Source organism: Streptomyces sp. NPDC002536 (assembly GCF_053594995.1).
In genome coordinates, this window is record NZ_JBSFWU010000021.1 from 18810 (window position 1) to 41163 (window position 22354).

Here is a 22354-nt window from a genome sequence, read left to right on the forward strand (position 1 = left end):
CTGGCGCGGATATCTCTTGCCCCGCCCTAGCCTCCGTTGGTACCGACAGAGGAGCGAGGGGCGGGTGCCGGATGAGTGAGACTTCTCAGCCGCCGATGGTGTGGCGACTGTGCGGAAACCAGATCAAGTTGTGGCGGACAGGCGCGAATATCACGCGCAAGGAGCTCGGCAAGGAAGCCGGCTACGAGTACGAGACCGTCTCGTCGATGGAGATGGGGCGCCGGAGGCCGACGCAGCGGCTGCTGGAAGTCGCGGACCGGTTGTGCGGGGCGAACGGGAAGTTGGTCGCGGCACAGCCGTATCTGGAAGCGGAACGGGTCCTGGTCCGCACGGACGAGTACATGGACATCGAGGCCGAGGCGATTGCTCTTCACTGGTACGAAGTGCTGCTCGTGCCCGGCCTGTTGCAGACCGAGGAGTATGCGCGCGTACTCATGGCCAGTTACTGCCCGCCGGTGGATGACAGTATTGTTGAGAAGCGGGTAGTAGCCCGGCTGGAGCGTCAGGAACTGCTGAAGAAGACGTCCACGCTGTTCAGCTTCGTCATCCACGAGGCGGCCCTGAGGGGCCTGGTGGGCGGACCCGACGTGATGAAGGGACAGCTCAACCATCTGCTGGACGCAGGCGAGTTGCGCAATGTGTCCATCCAGGTGCTGCCCATCGGGCAAGGCGCCAGCCCCGGAATCAGCGGACCGTTCACTGTGCTGGAGACTTCCGATCACATCCACCACTGCTACGGAGAGGGACAAGTGAGCAGCATGCTGCATGCGGACCCGGACAGGGTGAGTGTGCTCATGAAGCGCTACGCAGCGATCCGTATGCACGCCCTCAACGAAGCGGAATCGGCTCAGTTGATCAAGAGAGTGGCAGAGGAACTATGAGTGCCGAACCGACATGGTTCAAGTCCAGCTACAGCGGGCCCGAGGGCAGCCAGTGCGTCGAAGTCGCGCCCCTCCCCTTCACCGTCCACGTCCGCGACTCGGCGCGAAGGAACGGCCCCCAACTTGCCATAGGTGCCCACGCATGGGCCGCCTTCATAACTTACGCGTCCGGGGCCTGACAAAAGCTGTGAAGATGCCGGCGCACGCCGTCGGCCAGGCCGGCGTAGAACGGTACGCGAGCGGCTGCCTGGAGGATTTCGGTGCAGGCGGTGAGCTCACCGATCCGGCCGGCCGGGGTGCCCAGCACGTGGGCGAATTCCTTGCGGATCCGTTCTGCGGCATCGGGCACGGGCAGGGAGTGCAGGTAGAGGCTTGCGGCGTCGTACCCGAGCGGCGCCGTGCCCCAGCCTTCCCAGTCCAGAAGGGTCAGTACCGGGCCGGTCAGGTTCGCCCAGTGGAGGTCGCCGTGTGCTGTGGTCCAGGTGATCTCACCGGGGGTGATACCGGTGAACTCCGGGACGCGACGGCGGATGTACTCCTCGCGCACCGCCTGGCGGTCGGTGCGGACGAGGGCGAGGTGGTGCAGCGCCTGGCGTAGGTCCTGCCACCAGGCATCCGGCAGATCCACGCAGCGGTGAAGCACCGGGCTCTTCACCACCGGCGGAGTCTTGGCGATCTCGTAGTGCTCTGCCCGGTAACTCCAGCCGTCGGCGGACCAGTTGCCCAGGCCGAGCAGCCGTGGCCGGGGAACGGCGGGCGGTACGGATCGTTCCGCCTCCTCGGGGCCCTCCCACAACTTCCCGTTTCCTTTGCCCTTGGGCTCGCTGACCAGCCGCAGCCACGCTGTGCCTTCCGGCGCGGCGACGGGCCCGGACAATGTTCTGCCGGCGTATCCCCACACCTCTCCGCCCGCAGTGGCATCGAGGCCCAGCAAGGCACACGCGTGGTCGCGGGCGGAGGTCATGCGGTCTCTGAGGGCCGGCTCAGGGGCACTGAACATCGGTTACCTTCTCCGACTGACGGCGGCGACGCCGGCCGCGACCAGCTCGGAGATGAGGGCTGCGACGTGGCCGACAGGGAGCCCGGAGCCTACCGCCAGCTTGCCCAGGGTCGGGGCGCCTCCTTCGGCGAGGGGCTTGATCACTTCGAGGGCGGGGGAGGCGAAAGTCCACTCCTGGCCGCCTGCGCTCAACACGACGTGGCCGTCCTCGTCCACCGTGTACCAGGCTCCGGCAGCCGTGATGCGGACGCGAAGGCCCTCGTCCGCGGGGATGCCGTCGACGAATGGCAGTGACGGCATCGGTCGGCCCGGGTCCATGCTTCCCCGTGCGGTCACGAACTCTTCGATCACCCCGTCGTGCAGGGCTTCGGTGAACTCCTTCCGCAAAGCCTCCAGATACGCCGTCCGCTTGTCCGGCGACGCGAAGCGCGGCAGGTTCGCGCGAACGGTGTCCGAGACCCGTAGCCGGTCCGACAGCCACGACAGGAGATCCGCACCAGTGGTGGGCTTCAGGCCACAGGTCAGGTGCAGTGACCGGCCCTCGGTGGCGGCGACGGCGTGCCACCATCCCCGTGGCAGATAGAGCATGTCGCCGGCCCTCAGGACAACATCCGTGACCGGGGCTCCGGTTGGCGGTTTCGGGGCTTCGACATCGATCCGCAACGGATCGATGCGGGTGGCACCGTAGATTTTCCACCGCTTGGCGCCTTCGAGCTGGAGGACCACTACGTCGTGGTCGTCCCAGTGGATACCGAAGCCCTCTTTCGAGGTCCACGAGGCGTAGAGGTTGACCTGTACATCTGTACGGAATCGTCGTTCCAGGGCTGTCGCGAGGTCTTCCACGCCGGGGTGCAGTGCGTCCACGGCATCCAGGACGAGCGAGGCGCCGTCCTTGAGTCGGCGGTGCAGGTTGTCCGGCTCGACCCGGTGCCAGACCGTGTGGCGCTTGGACACCACCGGGTGGGTGTAGGCGTGGGGTGGGACTTGATGGCCGTCGTTGAAGAGCCGCAGCCGCGGGGGTTCGAGACGGTGCCGGGCGATGATCTCGTTGAGGTCGTCCCACGTGAACAGGTCCGAGAAGTCGCCGATATGTGGCCAGAGGCGGTAGGTGCGGCCGAACGCCTCGGCGGGGAAACTCCCGCCGAGGCTTCGGACCGCCGAGGAGATGGCGGTCATCTGCGGCCCCGATCAGTCGTTGCCGTCGCCCTTGCCGGTGCCGCCGCCGTCGCTCAGCCGGTCCTGGCTGCGGGCGGCCTTGATGGAACGCTTCGAGACGATCAGGTCGTTCATTGCCTGTTCCCTTCTCTTCGGTTCTCCCGCCGGGGTTCGGGCGGGAGAGTTGTGGGCGCCTGGCGGCTGAGACGAGTCAACCGCCGGAGGGGCCGACAGGTCCGCAACCGGGCTGCGAGGTAGCAAGCCCTTTGCGGGAAGGGAGGGTTGGCGCGCCGAATGCCTGGCTCGGACACCGGCGCAGCCGGACAATGCTCAGGACCGGCTCGTGATCGCTGACCTGCAGTGTGTGGTGCTGGACTGCTCTGATCCGTTGGAACTCGCCGAGTTCTACCAGCATCCGTTCTGCTTGGTCCGGCACTGAGAGCTGCCCGGGGGTGTAGCCCGGGGTCTGTCCGCGGCCAGGTGAAGCCTAGTTGACGGCCACGCCCGCACGGTCGGCGAAGGCCCGGACTCCCGGAAGGCTCCGGTCATGGCGGAGCAGACTGCCGGCCAGGTTCTTGACCGCACCGCGTCGAATCTCCTGTGGCGCCGCCCTCTCGGCTGCCAGCAACGCGCGGTAGCACTGATCGGGCTTGCCCCACTGGTCGAAGCAGCGGGCCACGTCGATGAAGAACCGCCCCTGCCGCTCGGCGGTCGGCAGCGCTGCGGGGTCGATGGTCCTGGCCAGGTCGATCGCCTGCCCGGCATCACCGAGGAGGTAGTGAGCCGACAACTGGTGCAGCAGTACCTGTTGGGTCCCGGTGTCGGTGCGAGCCGCGGTGCTCGTCCGGCCGGCCTCCGCAGCCTCGGCGGCCTCACTGATCAGCGCGTGTGCTGTGTGCCGGTCGCCCGTTTTCGCTGCCGTGTACGCGGCGGTGGCCAGCAGTGAGCTGCTTGCGGACAGCCGGGCGGCCTGGGGGAAGCCTCGGTCCGCGCGTACGTCCTGCGCGGCCCTGACCGCGATATCGGTGGCACGGGCGAAGTGGCCTTGGCGGCGCCAGGCGCTGGAGACCATCCGGTGCGCCTCGGCAATCGTCAGGGCATCCCCGCCGATCCGCGCGGAGTTCAGCGCGCGGTCGGCGGTGATCGCCACGAGTCCGTCCTCGCCGAGCTTGATGCACAACCGGGTGGCGATGTTGTAGAGGTCGGCGACCGCCGTGGCGGACAGCTCCACCGGTTCCAGGGCCGCCGCTTGCGCGATCCGGCTGGGCAGGGTCCGGGCCAGCCTGTCGTAGCGGGCAGCCCGGAATTCCTGGCGGGACGCCTTCACTGCGTCAGCGACGCCGGCCGGTGACACCTCACCGTCACCCGGCACAGTGGCGGTGCCGTAGAGCAGGAGGTCTTCAAGCGGGGCGAGGGAGTCGGCCTCGGCCGTCGAGGCACCGGTCAGCGGGGAGACGAAGACCACCGCCGCAGCGGCCAGAAGTTCGCGGCGTCGCACAGGGTCTTCACCCTTCTCTGGACCAAGATTGCGAGCCACCCTAGCCGAGGCGGATCGACGACGAGCCGATGTCGGCGATTGTCCAGGTGACGGCGCGGCATCGAGAAGTACAGTCAGCGAAATGCCCAGGACATCAGCGATCTGACGCAGCGTATTCAGACTGTTGACCGGGATCGCATCCCGCTCGACCTGCGAGACCCAGCTTTCCGAGCGGCCGATCATCGCAGCCAGATCCCGCTGTGGCCATCCTTTGCGCCTGCGCGCCTTGGCGATCGTTTTTCCGAGGGTCAGTTCATTTCCCGCCATTGGGCAAGCCCCCGAGGTCCGGTATCCGCACCGCGTGAACATGCAACGTTACTGGCGGAAGGCGCCCGGTTGCAGGGGACGAACGTGCCTGTATCGGTTGACTTCGGCGACCGGGTGCAACCCCTCACCACGTCACCAACAACCGATCCACCCCGTAGATGTCGGAATCCGTCCGCAACGGCACCTCCCCGGCCGGAACGGCCAGCCTCAGGCCCGGGAACCGCGCAAAAACCGCCGGCAAGGCGACCCGCATCTCGACCCGCGCCAACTGCTGCCCCAGGCACTGGTGGATGCCGAAGCCGAGCGCCAAGTGCCCGGTGGCCCGGCGTCGTACGTCCAGGCGGTCGGGGTCGGGGAACTTCGCCGGGTCCCGGTTGGCGGCCATCACCGAGAGCACCATCGACTCTCCCGCCTTGATCTGCCGGCCGTCCAGCTCGACGTCCTCCAGCGCCGTCCGCACGCCGGTGTGGGCGATGCTCAGGTAACGCAGCAGCTCCTCGACGGCCGTGTCCACGACCTCCGGCCCGGAGCGCATCGCCGCCAGCTGCTCCGGGTGCTGGAGCAGGGCGAAGACGCCCAGGGCGAGCATGTTGGCGGTGGTGTCGAACCCTGCCCCCAGCAGCAGAACGGCGATGTTGGTGAGCTCCTCGTCGGTGAGCTCGTCACCGGCGGCCAGGTCTCCGAGCACGTCGTCGGTGGGCGCCGCCCGCTTGGCCACGACCAGCTCGTACAGCATGGTCCCCAGCGCGTTCATCGCGGCGCCCCGTTCCTCCGCGGTGGCGTTGTGGTCGTTCAGGGTCATCGTGTGGTGCTGGAAGGCCTCGTGCTCGTCGTAGGGCACACCCAGCAGCTCGCAGATCAACAGGGCAGGGATGGGCTGCGCGTACGCCCGCACCAGGTCCACCACCGGACCCTGCTGCTCCATCACGTCCAGCTGCGCGGCGGTGATCTCCTCGACGCGCTCGGTGAGTTGCCGCATCCGGCGCAGCGTGAACTTGCCCATGAGGAGGCGCCGGTAGCGGGTGTGCTCGGGCGCGTCGTGCCCGATGAACATCCCGGGCCCGGCCGGCGGTATCGGTTCCGTGGGGACCGCGCCGGGCATCGGGATGTGCATGAGCTCGTGCCGCGAGCTGAACCGCGGGTCGGACACCACCGCACGGGCCAGGGCGTGGCCGGTCACCAGCCAGCCCCGGTGCCCGTCGGGGAACGTGAGCCGGGCCAGGGGTTCCTGTTCGCGCAGCCGCGCCAGCTCCTCCGGGGGGTCGAAGGGACAGCCCGCAGGGCGCTGGGTGGGGAGGGATTCGAGCATGGCGGTCGCCCCGTTTCTCGTCGCGTCGCAGACGTTCAGAACTCCATGAAAGCTACGTTGCGTTCAGCGATCCCTCAATCCGTGAGGCATTCAATTCCGCTTATATATGGGCCACTTCGCTCATTCATTGCAATGAAGCTGCACGTGAATGCAATACGCACCCCCGCCCGTTGCAATGGGCTGCCGGTGAACGCACACTGGCAGCCAGCACCGCACCGCGCGCAGGAGGCGACCGCACATGCCGGGAGGCAGGCTCACCCACGACGACCGGCGGCGAATAGCCGAGGGGCTCGCCGAAGGGCTCACCTACGCCGGGATCGCCAGACGCCTGGCCCGGCCGACCTCGACCGTCAGCCGCGAGGTCACCCGCAACGGCGGGCCCGACGGCTACCGGGCCGACCACGCCCACCTGGCCACCGCCCGGCGCGCCCGCCGCGGCGCCCCGGCGGCCGCCCCGCCGGAACCGGGCGCGGCCTCCGCCGATGCGGACGGTCGCGACGGTCGCGACCCCGAGGCCGTGCGCGGCTTCGAGGAACACCTGGCGGCGACGCTGATCAGTACCGGAGTGCCCCGGATGATGGCCAGGGTGCTCGCCTGCCTCTGCAGCACCGACACCGGCAGCCTCACCTCCGCCGAGCTGGTCCGGCGCCTGCAGGTCAGCCCGGCGTCCGTCTCCAACGCCATCGCCTACCTGGAGGCGCAGGAGCTCGTCCGCCGCGAGCGCGATCCCGGGCAGCGGCACGAGCGCTACGTCGTCGGCGACGACGTCTGGTACCGGTCGCTGCTGGCGAGCGTCCGCACGAACGCCCTGCTGGCGAGCGCCCTCCGGGAGGGGGCGGAGGCCCTCGGCCCGGCCACCCCCGCCGGAGCCCGGGCGGCGGACATGGCCGAGTTCCTCCAGCGCCTCTGCGAAGACCTGATCGACAAGGCGGCGCACTGGCGCGGAGAACTGCGTGATCAGCCACAGCCAGCCCGCACGGACAGGCCCACCGCAACCCATGGGATCCTGGACCCGTAACTCAAAGCGAGGAGCGCAATGGCAGCCAACCTGGTCAATCTGGAAGCCGTCGACAAGGTGTACGGCACCCGTGCACTGCTCGACGGCGTCTCCCTCGGCGTCAACGAGGGCGACCGGATCGGCGTGGTCGGCCGCAACGGCGACGGCAAGACCACCCTCATCCGGGTCCTCGCCAAGCTGGAGGAGGCCGACAAGGGCCGCGTCACCCACGCCGGCCACGTCACCCTCGGCGTGCTCACCCAGCACGACTCGCTCGACCCCGCCGCCACCATCCGGCACGAGGTCATCCGCGACATGGCCGACCACGAGTGGGCGGGCAACGCCAAGATCCGCGACGTGCTCACCGGCCTCTTCGGCGGCCTCGACCTGCCCGGCTTCGCCGACGGGCTCGACACCGTCATCGGCCCGCTGTCCGGCGGCGAGCGCCGCCGGATCGCGCTCGCCAAGCTGCTCATCGGCGAGCCGGACCTGATCGTGCTCGACGAGCCCACCAACCACCTCGACGTCGAGGGCATCTCCTGGCTCGCCGGGCACCTGCGGGCGCGCCGCTCGGCGCTGGTGTGCGTCACGCACGACCGCTGGTTCCTGGACCAGGTCTGCACGCGCATGTGGGACGTGCAGCGCGGCACCGTCCACGAGTACGAGGGCGGCTACAGCGACTACGTCTTCGCCCGTGCCGAGCGCGAGCGCATCGCCGCCACCGAGGAGGCCAAGCGGCAGAACCTGATGCGCAAGGAGCTCGCCTGGCTGCGCCGCGGCGCCCCGGCCCGGACGAGCAAGCCGCGCTTCCGGATCGAGGCGGCCAACGAGCTCATCGCGGACGTGCCGCCGCCGCGCGACAGCTCCGAGCTGATGAAGTTCGCCAACGCACGGCTGGGCAAGACGGTCTTCGACCTGGAGGACGTGACCGTCCAGGCCGGCCCCAAGGTGCTCATCGAGCACCTCACCTGGCAGCTGGGCCCCGGCGACCGCATCGGCCTCGTCGGCGTCAACGGCGCCGGCAAGACCTCGCTGCTGCGCGCCCTCGCCGAGGCGGCGCGCACGGAGGGCGAGAAGCAGCCGAGCAAGGGCAAGGTCGTCGTCGGCAGGACCGTCCGGCTGGCGTACCTCTCGCAGGAGGTCACCGAACTCGACCCCGCCAAGCGGGTGCTGGAGGCCGTGCAGCAGGTGCGCGACCGCGTCGACCTCGGCAAGGGCCGGGAGATGACGGCCGGGCAGCTGTGCGAGAAGTTCGGCTTCACCAAGGAGAAGCAGTGGACTCCCGTCGGTGACCTGTCCGGCGGCGAGCGGCGCCGGCTGCAGATCCTGCGGCTGCTGATGGACGAGCCCAACGTGCTGTTCCTGGACGAGCCGACGAACGACCTCGACATCGAGACGCTCACGCAGCTGGAGGACCTCCTCGACGGCTGGCCCGGCTCCATGGTCGTCATCAGCCACGACCGGTACTTCGTCGAGCGCACGACGGACCGCGTCCTCGCGCTGCTCGGCGACCGCGCGCTGCGGATGCTGCCGCGCGGGCTGGACGAGTACCTGGAGCGGCGGCAGAAGGTCGTCGAGGCGGCGGCGCCTGCCGCTGTGGCTCCGGCTGCTCCCGCTGCCGCCGTGAAGCAGAAGTCGGCCGGTGAGCTGCGCGCCGCGCAGAAGGAGCTGCAGAAGATCGAGCGGCGGCTCGACCGCATCGGGGAGCAGGAGGCGAAGCTCCACGAGCGCATCGCTGCGCAGGCGACGGATTTCGAGGCGGTCGCCAAGTTGGACGCCGAGCTGCGTGAACTCGCGGGGGAGCGGGAGGAGCTGGAGATGCGGTGGCTCGAACTGGCCGAGGACGTTTAGGCGGTTCGTCGGGTGCGGGTCGTTTTTGGCTGATCGCGCAGTTCCCCGCGCCCCTTCGGGGCACGGTGCAACGGTCTCGTCACGGGCCGGTCTCAGGTGGTGGATGCCCCTGGGATCGGCCCGTGGGCGTAAAGCGAACGGTGATACAAAAGAACACCCGCTCGCGTGCCGCTCACTGGCGGGTTTTGCACCCGATGCGCTCCATCCCGGTTGTTTTCGGACGACCGGGACCGCGGGGGAGGCCGGTCGGGCTGCGGTACCCGCGCACACAGAGGAAAGCCGATGTCTCAGGTTCCGCCGCCGCCCCCGGGTGCCCCGCAGAATCCGCCTCCGCCGGGCGCTTCCGGCGGCCAGGACAGCCAGCAGGCCTACATGCCGACCCAGGCCTTCGGCGCGGTCGAGCCGCCGCAGCCTCCGGCGGGCGCGCCGCAGACCCCGCCCCCGCCTCCGGGTGCGCCGGGCGGCTTCGGCGCTCCGCCCCAGCCCGCGTCCGCTCCGGGGGCGCCCGGCACTCCGCCGGCCCCCGGCGGTTACGGCTACCCGCAGACTCCGCCCGCCCAGGGCGGTTACGGCTACCCCCAGACCGCGCCCCCGGCCGCCCCCGGCGGTTACGGCTACCCGCAGACCCCGCCCCCCGCCGCCCCGGGTTACGGGTACCCCCAGACCCCGCCCCCCGCCGCCCCCGGCGGCTACGGGTACCCCCAACAGGGCCCCGGCGGGCCGCAGTACCCCGCCGGTCCTGCCGTCCCGCCGCCCGGCAGCCCGAAGAAGAAGCCCCCCGTGGCGGCGATCGTCGGCGGGGCCGTCGCGCTCGCCCTGCTCGCCGGCGGCGGCATCTGGTACGCCACCAGCGGCAGCTCCGGCGACGGCGGCACCAAGACCGACAGCAGCCAGGCCGGCGGCCCGCAGGGCGGCGGCGGTGGCAAGGACGCCCCCAAGACGATCGACGGCAAGATGCTGTTCAGCGTCGACTCCCCCCAGGTCGACGACCTCGTGAGCGTCAAGGGCACCTGGGTCACCGGCCAGGTCTTCGCCAAGTCCGACGTCTACAAGGTCGTCGGCTACGGCCTGTCCGGCGGCAAGAAGTACGAGATCCCGCTCGACGGCGAGATCTGCTGGGCCTCCCAGCAGGTGACGTCCGACGGCAGGACCGCGGTCCTGGTCAAGGACTCCAAGCCCACGCCGGACAAAAAGTACGGCGGCTCGTGCAACCAGGTCGTCGCCCTCGACCTGAACAACGGCAAGAAGCTGTGGCAGAAGGCCGCCAAGGCCGGCGACCAGCCGGTGAACTTCGGCGAGGTCACCGTCGGCGGCGGCACCGTCGCCGCGGGCGGCACCAGCGGCGGTGCCGCCTGGTCGCTGAGCGACGGCAAGGAGCTGTGGACGCCCAAGGCCGGCGACGACTGCCGGGACGACGGCTACGGCGGCGGCTCCAAGCTGGTCGCGGTGCGCCGCTGCGGCGACTACGAGCGCCCGCAGATGCAGGTGCAGACCCTCGACCCGGCGACGGGCGGCATCAAGTCCACGTACAAGGTGCCCGCAGGGCTGAACTACGTGCACGTGGTGTCAACCGACCCCCTGGTGGTGGCGGTTGACGCGGGCGATCACACGGGCAGCGCCGCCTCCGACTTCCTGGCGATCGACGACAGTGCCAAGGAAGGCACGCTGCGCAGCAAGGTCTCCACGCAGAACGGCAAGTTCACGCCGAAGTGCGAGTCGACCAACGTCGAGGGCTGCAAGAAGGTCGTCGTCAGCAAGGACACCCTCTACCTGCCGACCCAGGAGCACCAGAGCGGCAACTCCCAGGAGGTGGGCCGGGTCACCGACATCGTCGGCTTCGGCCTCTCCGACGGCCAGTCCCGGGGCAAGGTCTCGGGCGCGCCGGGCTCCTCGTTCACCCCGCTGTCGCTGGACCGCGACGGGTACCTGGTCGCCTACCAGGACCCGACGTACAAGGCCGGCGGCATGGTGATCCGGATCGATCCCAAGACGTTCAAGACCGATGTGCTGATGAAGAACCCGGTCGACACGATCGAGGCCGAGCGCAAGCTCTCCCCGAACTACCAGGACGTGGTGTGGTCGCAGGGTCACCTGTACATGGGCAACGGCTTTGCCAACAAGGCCGGTCCGGCCGGACTGGGCAAGGACTACCTGGCCCTGGTCTTCGGGGGCAGCTGAGCCGGCGGCCGAGGACGATGTGATCACCAAGTGATCGTTTGACGGCGTCCCGTGCGTGGAAGCCTGTCGAAACCCAGCCGTATCCCTGTCCATCGCGCGTACATGCCTGAACGATCCGTTTCAGTCTCGAAGTACACGTGATTGGCAGGGATTTCGGCATTCCGGGGGACTTCTCACCGGTAAGGGGCGCGGAACGTCGAACAAGCGTGTAGCTTCCGGGGGCAAGAAGGAGCCGGGGAGACGTACGCGGGGCGACAGGGGGGACGCGCATGGGCGTGCGGCTCATGGTGGTCGACGACCACCGTCTACTGGCCGAGGCGCTCGCCTCGGCACTGAAGTTGCGCGGGCACCGAGTGCTGGCCGCGGCCGCGCCGAGTGCGGGAGCGGCCGATCTGGTGGTGAGCCGCGCGCCCGAAGTGTGCCTGATGGGCACGGCGGCCCCGGCGGAGCCGGGTGCCTTCGAGCCGGTGGTGCGGATCAAGCGGGAGCGCCCGCAGGTCGCCGTCGTGGTGCTGGGCCCGGTGCCCAGCCCGCTGGGGATCGCGGCCGCGTTCGCCGCGGGCGCCTCCGGCTACGTCCGGCACAACGAGCGCATCGAGGGCGTCGAGCGGGCCATGATGAAGGCCCGCGCGGGCGAGGCCGCGGTCGATCCGCAGCTGCTCCAGGGTGCGTTCGCCGAGCTGCTCAACCCGGCGGCCCAGCCGGACGACGAGGGCGCCCGGCTGCTCCAGCTGCTCACCCCGCGCGAGGTCGAGGTGCTGGTGCGGGTCGCCGAGGGCGAGGACACCCGGCTGATCGCCGCGGGCATGGGCATAGCCCCGAGCACGGCCCGTACGCACGTCCAGCGCGTGCTGATGAAGCTCGGGGTGGGCTCCCGCCTGGAGGCGGCCGCCCTGGCCGCCCGCACGGGTCTGCTCGACCGCGCGACGGGCGGCGGCACCGTCATTCCGGGCGCTGCTCCGCGGGGGCCGGCGGGGGCGTCGGGCGGAGTCTGAGCCAGACGAGGAAGAAGGCGCCCAGGGCGAGCATGCCCAGGCCCGTCCAGAGGTTGATGTTGATGCCCTGCGCCTTCTTCACGTCCGCGTCCGAGGCGGTGATCCCGGCGACGGTGACGATGATCCCGTAGACGGTGAACAGTGCGCCGATGATCCGCCGCACGTCGAAGAGGCGTGCGGCGGTGGCGGACTTGCGCTCCAGTTCCTCGACGTCGTGCTGGTACTCGAACTCGTTCTCGTTCTCGCTCACAACTGTCTCCTGGCTGACGGCGGTTACAGGGAGAAGGGCACGTAGCAGGCCGCCGCCAGCACGACCGCACCCCAGCCCAGCAGGGCGGGCCTGCGGTACCAGGCGTCGTCGCCCTCGGCGGCCGGCTCCGCCATGCCGGGCGAGGCGGTCCCGTAGACCAGGCCGGCCAGGGAGGCGGCCGGCTTCGGCGTGGTGCACAGCGAGACCGCGAGCATCACGGCCGCACCGATCACGAACGCGACGATGGAGGACACGAAGTTGGCGCCCTGGTCGGACGGGATGCCGATGACGCCCTGCTTGTAGAACCAGAAGTAGTTGACCATCGCGGCCACCGTGCCGCTCAGCAGCCCCCAGAAGCCCGCGGCGGCGGTGGCCCGCTTCCAGAACATGCCGATGATGAAGACGCAGAACAGCGGGACGTTGAAGAACGAGAAGAGCGTCTGCAGGTAGTTCATGATGTTGGAGAAGGACGACGCGATGACGGCCGTCCCCATCCCGATGACGACGCCGACCGCGGTGACCACGCGCCCGGTCCGCAGGTAGTACGCGTCCTCGCGGCCGCGCCGGACGTAGGCGGCCCAGATGTCGTTGGTGAACACGGTGTTGAAGGACGAGACGTTGGCCGCCATGCCCGCCATGAAGGCCGCCAGCAGCCCGGTGACCGCGACGCCCAGCACGCCGTTGGGCAGCAGGTCGCGCATCAGCACGGGAATCGCGTCGTTGTAGCTCAGGTCGCCGCCCGCCTTGCCGAGCGAGGGCTCCATGACGAGCGCGATGAGCCCGGGGACGACCACGACCATCGGGATGAACATCTTGGGGAACGCGGCGATCAACGGCGTGCGCCGGGCGGCGCTGAGGTTCTTCGCGGACAACGCGCGCTGCACCTCGGCGAAGTTGGTGGTCCAGTAGCCGAAGGACATCACGAAGCCGAGGCCGAGCACGATGGTCAGCCAGTTGGCGCCCAGCGGGTTGGGGTGCCCGATGCCCGTACCGCCCCAGGCGCTCAGGAAGTTGTCGCCGTGCGAGGCGGTGAGCGAGTGGCTCAGCCCGTGCCAGCCGCCGACCCGCTTGAGCCCGACGATCGTCAGCGGGATCAGCGCCGCGAGGATCACGAAGAACTGCAGCACCTCGTTGTAGATCGCCGAGGAGAGCCCGCCGAGCGTGATGTAGGCGAGGACGAAGAAGCCCGCGACGACGATCGCCACCCACTGCGGCCAGCCCAGCAGCGCCTGCAGCACGATGGCCATGGCGTACAGGTTGACGCCTGCGATGAGCACGGACGACACCGCGAAGATGACCGAGCTGAGCAGGTGCGAGGACGGCCCGAAGCGGTGCAGCAGGAACTCCGGCACGGATCTGACCTTCGAGCCGTAGTAGAACGGCATCATCACCAGGCCCAGGAAGACCATGGCCGGGATGGCGCCGATCCAGTACCAGTGCACGGTGTAGGCGCCGTACTGTGCGCCGTTGGCGGCCATGCCCAGGATCTCGGTGGCCCCGAGGTTGGCGGCCACGAAGGCGAGTCCGGTCACCCAGGCGGGCAGCGAGCGCCCGGAGAGGAAGAAGTCCAGGCTGGTGCGCACCGAGCGGCGGGCGGCGAAGCCGATGCCCAGGACGACCACGAAGTACAGGGCCAGGATCGTGTAGTCGAGCCCGTTGACGGGCAGCCGGAGCCCGTCGGCCAGGGGCACGGGCACCGTGGTCGCCATGGACGTCATGGGCGGATCACCTCACTCGACGTTGACTGAGTTGTTGGGTCATGATTCCTTGTGTTCGGTTGTGTGTGAAGGTGTTGGGCCCTGCGAGTTGAGGAGAGCCACCGTGAAGAAGACCGCGACCCGGCTCGCGGACGGCCGTGAGCTGCTCTACTACGACTCCCGTGACGACGCGGTCCGGGACGCCGTGGACCGGCGGCCGCTCGGCGCCACCGTCACCGCCTCCGAGATCCGCCGCGATCCGCTGCTCGGCGACAGCGTCGCCATCGCCTCCCACCGTCAGGAGCGCACCTACCACCCGCCCGCGGACCAGTGCCCGCTGTGTCCCTCGCGGGACGGGCGGCTCACCGAGATCCCCGCCGCGGACTACGAGGTCGTGGTCTTCGAGAACCGTTTCCCCTCCCTGGCCGGCGACTCCGGCCGCTGCGAGGTCGTCTGCTTCACCTCCGACCACGAGGCCTCCTTCGCGGATCTCGATCCCGGGCGGGCCGCCCTGGTCCTCGACGCCTGGACGGACCGGACGGCCGAACTGGCCGCCCTGCCCGCCGTCGAACAGGTCTTCTGCTTCGAGAACCGCGGTGCGGAGATCGGCGTCACGCTCGCTCACCCGCACGGCCAGATCTACGCCTACCCGTTCGTCACCCCGCGCACCGAGCGCATGCTGGCCTCCGCCGCCGCGCACGCCGCCCGCACCGGCGGGCGCAACCTCTTCGACGACACCGTGGCGCAGGAGTACGCCGACGGCCGCCGGATCGTGCTCGACGCCGACCACTGGACGGCGTTCGTCCCCTACGCGGCCCACTGGCCGTACGAGGTGCACCTCTACCCGCGGCGCCGCGTCCCGGACCTGCTCGCGCTGGACGCCGCCGCGCGCACAGAGTTTCCACAGGTCTACCTGGAACTGTTGAAGCGCTTCGACCGGATCTTCGGACCGGGGCGGCCGCCGACCCCCTATGTCTCGGCCTGGCACCAGGCGCCGTTCCGTCACCCGGAAAGGACCGAATTCGCCCTCCACCTTGAGCTCTTCACCATCCGCCGCTCTCCCGGCAAGCTGAAGTTCCTTGCAGGTTCCGAATCCGGCATGAACGTGTTCATCAACGATGTGCCGCCCGAGGCCGCGGCCCGCCGACTGCGAGAGGCAGCAAGCGCATGAGCAACAGCAAGTTCCTGGTCACCGGCGGCGCGGGCTACGTGGGCAGCGTCGTCGCGGCCCACCTGCTGGCCGCCGGGCACGCGGTGACCGTCCTCGACGACCTCTCGACCGGACACCGCGAGGCCGTCCCGGACGGGGCGGGCTTCGTCGAGGGCCGCATCCAGGACGCGGCGCGGTGGCTCGACAGCTCGTACGACGCGGTGCTGCACTTCGCCGCTTTCTCCCAGGTGGGCCAGTCGGTCGCCGACCCCGAGCCGTACTGGCGCAACAACGTGGGCGGCACGGCCGACCTGCTCGCCGCCATGCGGGACGCGGGCGTCCGCCGCCTCGTCTTCTCCTCGACGGCGGCCACGTACGGCGAACCTGTGGCGGTGCCGATCACCGAGGACGCCCCGACGGCGCCCACGAACCCGTACGGGGCCACCAAGCTCGCCGTCGACCACATGATCGCGGGCGAGTGCGCGGCCCACGGCCTGGCCGCCGTCTCGCTGCGCTACTTCAACGTCGCGGGCGCGTACGGCCGTTACGGCGAGCGGCACGCGCCGGAGACGCACCTGATCCCGCTGGTGCTGCAGGTGGCACTGGGGCAGCGGGAGGAGATCTCGGTCTACGGGGACGACTACCCGACCCCCGACGGCACCTGCGTCCGCGACTACATCCACGTCGCCGACCTCGCCGAGGCGCACCTGCTGGCCCTGGACGCCGCGCGCGAGGGCGAGCACCTGGTCTGCAACCTCGGCAACGGCAACGGCTTCTCGGTCCACGAGGTCGTCGAGACCGCGCGGAAGGTGACCGGCCACCCGATCCCGCAGCGCACCGCCCCGCGGCGCCCCGGCGACCCGGCCGTGCTGGTCGCCTCCGCCGAACGGGCCGCGGCACGGCTGGGCTGGCGCCCGCGCCGCACCGACCTGGCCGGAATCGTCGAGGACGCCTGGGAGTTCGCACGCCGATGACCACTGCCGAGAACTTCCGCACGGTGTACGGGAAGAACCCGGCCGGGGTGTGGGCGGCCCCCGGCCGGGTCAACCTGATCGGCGAGTACACGGACTTCAACGACGGCTTCGTGATGCCGTTCGCGCTCCCGCAGTGCACGCGGGTGGCGGCGGCCCCGCGGACGGACGGCGTACTGCGCCTGCACTCCCGGGAGGCGGGGGAGGGCGAGGCCCGGGGGTGGGCCGCCTACCCGGCGGGCGTGGCATGGGCGCTGCGCGAGGCGGGCCTGCCCGTGGGCGGCGCGGACGTGTACGTGGAGAGCGACGTGCCGGTCGGCGCGGGACTGTCCTCGTCCGCGGCCCTGGAGGTGGCGACGGCGCTCGCGCTGACCGGGCTGTACGGGGTGGAGCTGCCCCGCCCCGAACTGGCCCGGCTGGCGCAGCGGGCCGAGAACGCGTACGTCGGGGTGCCGTGCGGAATCATGGACCAGACGGCGTCGGCGTGCTGCCGGGCCGGGCACGCCCTGCACCTCGACACGCGCGACCTGTCGATGCGGCAGATCCCCTTCGGGCTGGAGGGGTGGGGGCTGCGGCTGCTGGTGATCGACACGCGCGTCAAGCACGACGTGGGCGACGGCGCGTACGCGTCCCGGCGGGCGGGCTGCGAGGCCGCTGCGCGGCGGCTCGGGGTGGGGGCGCTGCGGGATGTTTCCGTCGGCGAACTGGGGTCGGTGCTGGGGGAGTTGCCCGCTGCGGAACGCCCCCTGGTCCGGCACGTGGTGACGGAGAACGGCCGGGTGGAGCGGGTGGCCGCCCTGCTGGCGGCGGGGGATGCGCGGGCGGTCGGCCCCGTGCTGACGGAGGGGCATGCATCACTGCGCGACGACTTCGCGGTGTCCTGCGCGGAACTCGACCTGGCGGTCGCCACGGCGGTCGGGGCGGGCGCACTCGGGGCACGCATGACGGGCGCCGGCTTCGGCGGTTCGGCCATCGCCCTGGTGGAGGCGGCGGACGCGGAGGCGGTGACCAAGGCGGTCACCGAGGCCCTCGGGAGGTCGCGGGTGTTCTCGGTGGTGGCGGGGGAGGGGGCGCGGCGGGTGTTGTAGGCGCCCCGGTCCCACCCTTTCGCCGTTTCCTGGGGCTGCGCCCCAGACCCCGTCGCAAGTGCGGCCCGTTCGTGGCCGGTCGCGCAGTTCCCCGCGCCCCTTACGGGGCGCAGTTCGGGGGGGGCTTGGGGGGCTTGCCCCCCCAAGAAACGGTGAAAGGGTGGGGCCGGGGCCTCCTAAAACGCCTTCACCAGCACGTGGTTGGTCAGCCCCGGCGGATAGTCCGCCAGTGAGGACAACATGCGGTACCCCACCCGCCGATAGAACCCCGGCGCCTGGAAGTCCCAGGTCTCCACCTGGCTCCCGACGCACCCGTACTCCTCGCGGGCACGGGCCTCCGCCCGTTCGACGAGGCGCGAGCCGAGCCCCGCGCCGCGGTGCGCCGCGTCCACCCACAACAACTCCACGTGCAGCCATTGCCACTGCACACGACCGACGAGCCCGCCCACCAGTTCCCCGCCCTCGCCGACCGCGTAGGTCTCCAGCGGCTGAGCCTCCACCGCCGGGGTGCCCCGTAACGCCCGCAGCGCGGGGGACCGTTCGTCGTTGACGGTCTGCAACCGTGCAAGGACAACATCGCGTCGTTCCGGGTCGTTCACCGCCTCAATACTGAACATAAAGCTCACCATAAACACCGGGGCCAGGCAGTTTTGCCAATCCGCTTCCGTTGTCGTACCCCGGCCGTACGCTGATGCACAGTGCCGGTGGGGGCCGGCGCTGATCAGGGGGCGAGACAGGCAGGTACGACGCCCGGGGCGGGGTGGTGTCAGGTCACGGCGGCGGCCGTGCACGGCGTAGGGCCCCGGGTTCGGGCGCCGTACCCGCACTGCCCCGTCTGTCCGGAGATGGGGGTGTCTGTGGCACGAATTCGGGTACTGGTGGTCGACGACCACCGCATCTTCGCCGAGTCGCTCGCCGCCGCCCTCGCGGCCGAGCAGGATGTGGACGTCTCGGCGGCCGGCAGCGGGCCGGCGGCGCTGCGCGCGGTGGAGCGCGCGGCGGGTGAGGGGCGGCGCTACGACGTGCTGCTGATCGACGCCGACCTCGGCACGGTCGGCGCGGACGGCGTGCGCGTACCGCCCCAGCTCCGGGGCCAGGGCCCCGGGCCGGACGGCCAGGGGGCCGTCACGGAGAGCGCGGTGGACGGCATCTCGCTGGTGGCGCGGGTGCGCGCGAGCCACCCGGGTGTGCGCACGGTGGTGCTGGCCGAGCGGGACGACCCGCGCCGGGCGGCCGCCGCGCTGCAGGCCGGGGCCGGCGGCTGGGTGGCGAAGGACTGTTCGCTGTCCCGCCTGCTCGCGGTGATCCGCGGGGTGCTCCGGGACGAGACGCACCTGCCGCCCGCCCTGCTCACGGGCGTGCTCCGCGAGCTGACGGCGGCGCGCAAGCACCGTACGGAGAGCGAGCGGCTCGTCGAGTCGCTGACCCCGCGCGAGCGTGAGGTGCTGCGCTGCATGGTGGCCGGGCTCGGCCGCAAGGCGGTTGCCGAGCGGCTGTATCTCTCCCCGCACACAGTGCGCACGCACATGCAGAACGTGCTGGGCAAGCTCGGTGTGCACTCCACGCTCGCCGCGGTGGCGCTGGCCCGGCGGGCCGGCGTGGGCCCGGTGGACTTAGCCGGGGACGTTGTCGAACGGGGCGGTCAACTGGCGTAGCAGCCGGGCCAGTTCGCCCCGCTGGGCGGGGGAGAGCTCGGCGAGGATGGCGCGCTCCTGGGCCAGCAGCCCGGCGAGCGCCTGGTCGGCGCGGTCCCGGCCTTCGTCCGTGAGGCGGACGAGCACGCCGCGCCGGTCGCTGGGGTCGGGCTCGCGCAGCACGAGGCCCTTCTTGGCGAGCCGGTCGATGCGGTTGGTCATGGTGCCGGAGGTGACCAGGGTCTGGGTCAGCAGCTGGCCCGGCGAGAGCTGGTAGGGCGCGCCCGCCCGCCGCAGCGAGGTCAGTACGTCGAACTCCCAGGGCTCCAGCTGGTGCTCGGAGAAGGCGAGCCGCCGCGCCCGGTCGAGGTGCCGGGCGAGCCTGCTGACGCGGCTCAGCACTTCGAGTGGTTCCACGTCGAGGTCGGGGCGCTCTCGGCGCCACGCCGCGACCAGCCGATCGACCTCGTCCTCCATGGGATCAGTGTAGTTGGTCTGTCGACATGAAGTCTCTTGACGTCAAGATAATTTGCGCGGGATGCTGGAAGAGCCACGCCAGGTCACTCCTCGCAGGAGGCTCACCATGCCCGTCTGGGATCCGCAGCAGTACCTCCGCCACGCGGGCCCGCGCACCCGCCCCTTCCAGGACCTGCTGGCCCGGGTCCCCGAGCTGCCCGGCAGCCCGGCCCGCATCGCCGACCTGGGCTGCGGCCCGGGGAACGCGACGGCGCTGCTGGCGGAGCGCTGGCCCGACGCGCACATCACGGGTTACGACAACTCGGCCGCGATGCTGGAGGAGGCGCAGGCGTATGCCGGGAAGACGCTGCGGGGCGGCCGCATCGACTTCGCGTACGGCGACCTGGCGCAGTGGTCCGCGCCGGGGGCGCGGTACGACCTGATCGTCTCGAACGCGGCGTTCCAGTGGGTGCCGGGCCATGCGGAGGCCTTCCCGGCGCTGCTGGCGGACGTGGTGCCGGGCGGCACGTTCGCCTTCCAGGTCCCGGGGAACGGGGACGCCCCGAGCCATGCGCTGCTGCGCGAGCTGTGCGGGTCGCCGCGCTGGCGGGACCGGTTGGGGGTGGCGGGGCGCCGCATGGTGGACGTCCGCGAGCCCGCGGACTACCTGGAGCGCCTCGCCGTGCTCGGCTGCGAGGTGGACGCGTGGGAGACGACGTACCTCCACCTGCTGGAGGGCGAGGACCCGGTCCTGGAGTGGCTCAAGGGGACGGGCCTGCGGCCGGTGCTCACGGCCCTGACGGACGCCCCCGCCGAGCGGGAGGAGTTCCTTGCGGAGTACCGGGAGTTGCTGCGCAAGGCGTATCCGGCGGGGCCGCGCGGAACCGTCTTCCCCTTCCGGAGGATCTTCGTGGTGGCCCGGAAGGCGGGCTGAGCGGGGCCGGGCGGGATTCAAGGGTGCGGATGCACCCTTGGACCGGCGCTGCCGGGGGCGACTGCCCCCTCGGCCCGTGCGTTCAAGGGCGCTTGCGCTCCTTGAACGCGCGAGACGGGGGTCAAGGGGCGGCACACGCCCCTTGAATCCGCCGCAGCGGCGAGCAACCACCGCGGAGCGGACCGGCGGTGCCGAACTCGCCGCACCCCGGGGGTGACCTGCGCCGTCAGGCGCGCCGGTGCCCCACAAGTCTCGGCTTCGGCTCCAAGCCGTCCAAGCCGTGCCACGCCAAGTTGACCAGATGGGCCGCCACTTCGGCCTTCTTCGGCTTGCGGACGTCCAGCCACCACTGGCCCGTCAGGGCCACCATGCCGACCAGCGCCTGCGCGTACAGCGGCGCCAGCTTCGGGTCGAAGCCGCGGGCCTTGAACTCCAGGCCCAGGATGTCCTCGACCTGCGTCGCGATGTCGCTGATGAGCGAGGCGAACGTGCCCGTCGACTGCGCCACCGGCGAATCCCGCACCAGGATGCGGAAGCCGTCCGTGTACGTCTCGATGTAGTCGAGGAGGGCGAACGCCGCCTGCTCCAGCAGCTCCCGCGGGTGGCCCGCGGTCAGCGCGCCCGTCACCATGTCGAGCAACTGCCGCATCTCCCGGTCGACGACGACCGCGTACAGCCCCTCCTTGCCGCCGAAGTGCTCGTAGACCACCGGCTTGGAGACCCCGGCCTTGGCCGCGATCTCCTCCACCGAGGTGCCCTCGAAACCCCGCTCGGCGAACAGGGCGCGACCGATGTCCAGCAGCTGCTCCCGGCGCTCCGCGCCGGTCATCCGCACCCGGCGGGGCCGGGCGCGCCGGGGAGCCGGGGCCTTCGGGGAGGAGCTGGAGGAAGAGTCATTGCTGTCGATCGTCGCCACACCGTCCATCATGCCGCGTGCGGGGCACGCTCCTCCTCCCGGTTTCCTCCGGGCGCCCGGCGCGAGTCGATCCGGCTCGCGCTCGGCCAGCGCACGTCGTACGCCCAGCCGGCCTTCTCGAACCAGCGGATGAGGCGGGCGCTGGAGTCGAGCTGGCCCCGCAGCACGCCGTGCCGGGCGGACGTCGGGTCGGCGTGGTGCAGGTTGTGCCAGGACTCGCCGCACGACAGGACCGCGAGCCACCACACGTTGCCCGAGCGGTCGCGCGACTTGAACGGCCGCTTGCCGACGGCGTGACAGATCGAGTTGATCGACCACGTCACATGGTGCAGCAGGGCCACCCGGACCAGCGAGCCCCAGAAGAAGGCCGTCAGCGCGCCCTGCCACGACCAGGTGGCCAGGCCGCCCACCAGCGGCGGGAGCAGCAGCGAGACGACCGTCCAGAGCACGAACTGGCGCGAGACGGCGCGGATCACCGGGTCCTTGATGAGGTCCGGCGCGTATTTGTGCTGCGAGGTCTGCTCCTCGTCGAACATCCACCCGACGTGCGCCCACCACAGGCCCTTGAGGAGCGCCGGCACCGTCTCGCCGTACCGCCAGGGGGAGTGCGGGTCGCCCTCGGCGTCGGAGAACTTGTGATGCTTGCGGTGGTCGGCGACCCAGCGCACCACCGGTCCCTCGACCGCGAGCGAGCCCATGACCGCCAGCGCGATCCGCAGCGGGCGCTTCGCCTTGAAGGCGCCGTGGGTGAAGTAGCGGTGGAAGCCGATCGTGATGCCGTGGCAGCCGATGTAGTACATGGCCACCATCAGGCCCAGATCCAGCCAGCTCACTCCCCACCCCCAGGCCAGCGGGACGGCGGCGAGCAGCGCGAGGAACGGCACGGTGATGAACAGCAGAAGGGTGATCTGTTCGATCGAGCGCTTGCTGTCGCCGCCGAGAGTGGCGGACGTAATCGGGGTGTCCTGGGCCTTCGGCGCGTCTTCGAGCACGTCGGGGCTTGCAGTCATGGGTTCCCTCAAGGGAGTCGGAGCATGGCTACGGTTCCGTAACCTACGGCATCGTAAGTATGGCAGGGCGCCCGCCGG

At 70.7% G+C, this 22354-nt stretch carries 21 protein-coding genes and 1 pseudogene; 11 read left to right on the top strand and 11 right to left on the bottom strand.

Annotated features, from left to right (window positions below; translation table 11 throughout):
* Positions 1-71: 71 nt before the first annotated feature.
* Entirely contained in the window at positions 72-881 is an 810-nt protein-coding gene (locus ACWD4B_RS10615) for a helix-turn-helix domain-containing protein (RefSeq protein WP_451420395.1), read from the top strand.
* The gene (locus ACWD4B_RS10620) at positions 878-1060 is read left to right on the top strand and encodes a DUF397 domain-containing protein (protein WP_336416450.1); all 183 of its coding nucleotides are present in this window, start codon (positions 878-880) and stop codon (positions 1058-1060) included. Before ACWD4B_RS10615 ends, ACWD4B_RS10620 begins: the two co-directional genes overlap by 4 nt.
* On the opposite strand, the gene ACWD4B_RS10625 is transcribed toward ACWD4B_RS10620, so the two are convergent.
* From ACWD4B_RS10625 to ACWD4B_RS10645, 5 genes and pseudogenes are all read right to left on the bottom strand, one after another.
* Positions 1042-1845 (bottom strand): hypothetical protein, encoded by an 804-nt coding sequence (locus tag ACWD4B_RS10625; protein ID WP_451420396.1) that lies wholly within the window; start codon positions 1843-1845, stop codon positions 1042-1044. The two genes, ACWD4B_RS10620 and ACWD4B_RS10625, sit on opposite strands and share 19 nt — an antisense overlap.
* A 39-nt stretch (positions 1846-1884) precedes the next feature.
* The gene (locus ACWD4B_RS10630) at positions 1885-3057 is read right to left on the bottom strand and encodes a cupin domain-containing protein (RefSeq protein WP_451420397.1); all 1173 of its coding nucleotides are present in this window, start codon (positions 3055-3057) and stop codon (positions 1885-1887) included.
* A 466-nt stretch (positions 3058-3523) separates the two neighbouring features.
* Entirely contained in the window at positions 3524-4534 is a 1011-nt protein-coding gene (locus ACWD4B_RS10635; RefSeq protein WP_451420443.1) for an XRE family transcriptional regulator, read from the bottom strand.
* A gap of 117 nt (positions 4535-4651) precedes the next feature.
* Positions 4652-4882: pseudogene (locus ACWD4B_RS10640) on the bottom strand (helix-turn-helix domain-containing protein); the annotation flags it as partial.
* A gap of 82 nt (positions 4883-4964) precedes the next feature.
* Positions 4965-6149: a cytochrome P450 gene (locus ACWD4B_RS10645; protein ID WP_451420398.1), complete on the bottom strand. Its 1185-nt coding sequence runs from the start codon at positions 6147-6149 to the stop codon at positions 4965-4967.
* Between the two features lie 238 nt (positions 6150-6387).
* Between ACWD4B_RS10645 and ACWD4B_RS10650 the strand changes: the two genes are divergently transcribed.
* The 4 genes from ACWD4B_RS10650 to ACWD4B_RS10665 all read left to right on the top strand — a co-directional run bounded on the left by ACWD4B_RS10650 (position 6388) and on the right by ACWD4B_RS10665 (position 12170).
* Entirely contained in the window at positions 6388-7167 is a 780-nt protein-coding gene (locus ACWD4B_RS10650; RefSeq protein WP_451420399.1) for a MarR family transcriptional regulator, read from the top strand.
* 18 nt (positions 7168-7185) lie between these two features.
* On the top strand, positions 7186-8997 hold the full coding sequence (locus ACWD4B_RS10655; protein WP_451420400.1) for an ABC-F family ATP-binding cassette domain-containing protein: 1812 nt from the start codon (positions 7186-7188) through the stop codon (positions 8995-8997).
* Positions 8998-9279: 282 nt separating this feature from the next.
* Positions 9280-11175: a hypothetical protein gene (locus tag ACWD4B_RS10660; protein WP_451420401.1), complete on the top strand. Its 1896-nt coding sequence runs from the start codon at positions 9280-9282 to the stop codon at positions 11173-11175.
* Between the two features lie 269 nt (positions 11176-11444).
* The gene (locus ACWD4B_RS10665; RefSeq protein WP_451420402.1) at positions 11445-12170 is read left to right on the top strand and encodes a response regulator transcription factor; all 726 of its coding nucleotides are present in this window, start codon (positions 11445-11447) and stop codon (positions 12168-12170) included.
* Here ACWD4B_RS10665 and ACWD4B_RS10670 read toward each other — a convergent pair.
* Together ACWD4B_RS10670 and ACWD4B_RS10675 are read right to left on the bottom strand one after the other, a co-directional pair.
* On the bottom strand, positions 12118-12420 hold the full coding sequence (locus tag ACWD4B_RS10670; RefSeq protein WP_336416460.1) for a hypothetical protein: 303 nt from the start codon (positions 12418-12420) through the stop codon (positions 12118-12120). The genes ACWD4B_RS10665 and ACWD4B_RS10670 overlap by 53 nt on opposite strands.
* Before the next feature lie 23 nt (positions 12421-12443).
* Positions 12444-14129, bottom strand: a complete 1686-nt coding sequence (locus ACWD4B_RS10675) for a sodium:solute symporter family protein (RefSeq protein ID WP_451420444.1) — start codon at positions 14127-14129, stop codon at positions 12444-12446.
* A 112-nt stretch (positions 14130-14241) separates the two neighbouring features.
* On the opposite strand from ACWD4B_RS10675, the gene galT reads away from it, so the two are divergent.
* Genes galT through galK form a run of 3 tightly spaced genes read left to right on the top strand, consistent with a single transcriptional unit; the run spans position 14242 to position 17326 of the window.
* Complete coding sequence (galT, locus tag ACWD4B_RS10680) at positions 14242-15288, top strand: galactose-1-phosphate uridylyltransferase (protein ID WP_451420403.1); 1047 nt, start codon at positions 14242-14244, stop codon at positions 15286-15288.
* Entirely contained in the window at positions 15285-16241 is a 957-nt protein-coding gene (gene galE / locus ACWD4B_RS10685; protein WP_451420404.1) for a UDP-glucose 4-epimerase GalE, read from the top strand. The genes galT and galE overlap by 4 nt, the downstream gene beginning before the upstream one ends.
* Entirely contained in the window at positions 16238-17326 is a 1089-nt protein-coding gene (gene galK, locus ACWD4B_RS10690) for a galactokinase (RefSeq protein ID WP_451420405.1), read from the top strand. Before galE ends, galK begins: the two co-directional genes overlap by 4 nt.
* A 176-nt stretch (positions 17327-17502) precedes the next feature.
* On the opposite strand, the gene ACWD4B_RS10695 is transcribed toward galK, so the two are convergent.
* Positions 17503-17943 carry a GNAT family N-acetyltransferase gene (locus tag ACWD4B_RS10695; protein ID WP_451420406.1) on the bottom strand — a complete coding sequence of 147 codons (441 nt, stop codon included), beginning with the start codon at positions 17941-17943 and terminating at the stop codon, positions 17503-17505.
* Positions 17944-18183: 240 nt separating this feature from the next.
* Here ACWD4B_RS10695 and ACWD4B_RS10700 point away from each other — a divergent pair, with 240 nt between their 5' ends.
* Positions 18184-18981, top strand: coding sequence for a LuxR C-terminal-related transcriptional regulator (locus ACWD4B_RS10700; protein ID WP_451420407.1), 798 nt, complete (start codon positions 18184-18186; stop codon positions 18979-18981).
* Here ACWD4B_RS10700 and ACWD4B_RS10705 read toward each other — a convergent pair.
* The gene (locus tag ACWD4B_RS10705) at positions 18940-19437 is read right to left on the bottom strand and encodes a MarR family winged helix-turn-helix transcriptional regulator (RefSeq protein WP_171081837.1); all 498 of its coding nucleotides are present in this window, start codon (positions 19435-19437) and stop codon (positions 18940-18942) included. The two genes, ACWD4B_RS10700 and ACWD4B_RS10705, sit on opposite strands and share 42 nt — an antisense overlap.
* Positions 19438-19543: 106 nt before the next feature.
* On the opposite strand from ACWD4B_RS10705, the gene ACWD4B_RS10710 reads away from it, so the two are divergent.
* Entirely contained in the window at positions 19544-20350 is an 807-nt protein-coding gene (locus tag ACWD4B_RS10710) for a trans-aconitate 2-methyltransferase (RefSeq protein WP_451420408.1), read from the top strand.
* A 226-nt stretch (positions 20351-20576) separates the two neighbouring features.
* Here ACWD4B_RS10710 and ACWD4B_RS10715 read toward each other — a convergent pair whose 3' ends face one another.
* Together ACWD4B_RS10715 and ACWD4B_RS10720 are read right to left on the bottom strand one after the other, a co-directional pair.
* Complete coding sequence (locus tag ACWD4B_RS10715) at positions 20577-21278, bottom strand: TetR family transcriptional regulator (protein ID WP_451420409.1); 702 nt, start codon at positions 21276-21278, stop codon at positions 20577-20579.
* Positions 21275-22276, bottom strand: coding sequence for an acyl-CoA desaturase (locus ACWD4B_RS10720; protein WP_451420410.1), 1002 nt, complete (start codon positions 22274-22276; stop codon positions 21275-21277). Before ACWD4B_RS10720 ends, ACWD4B_RS10715 begins: the two co-directional genes overlap by 4 nt.
* Positions 22277-22354 lie beyond the last annotated feature (78 nt).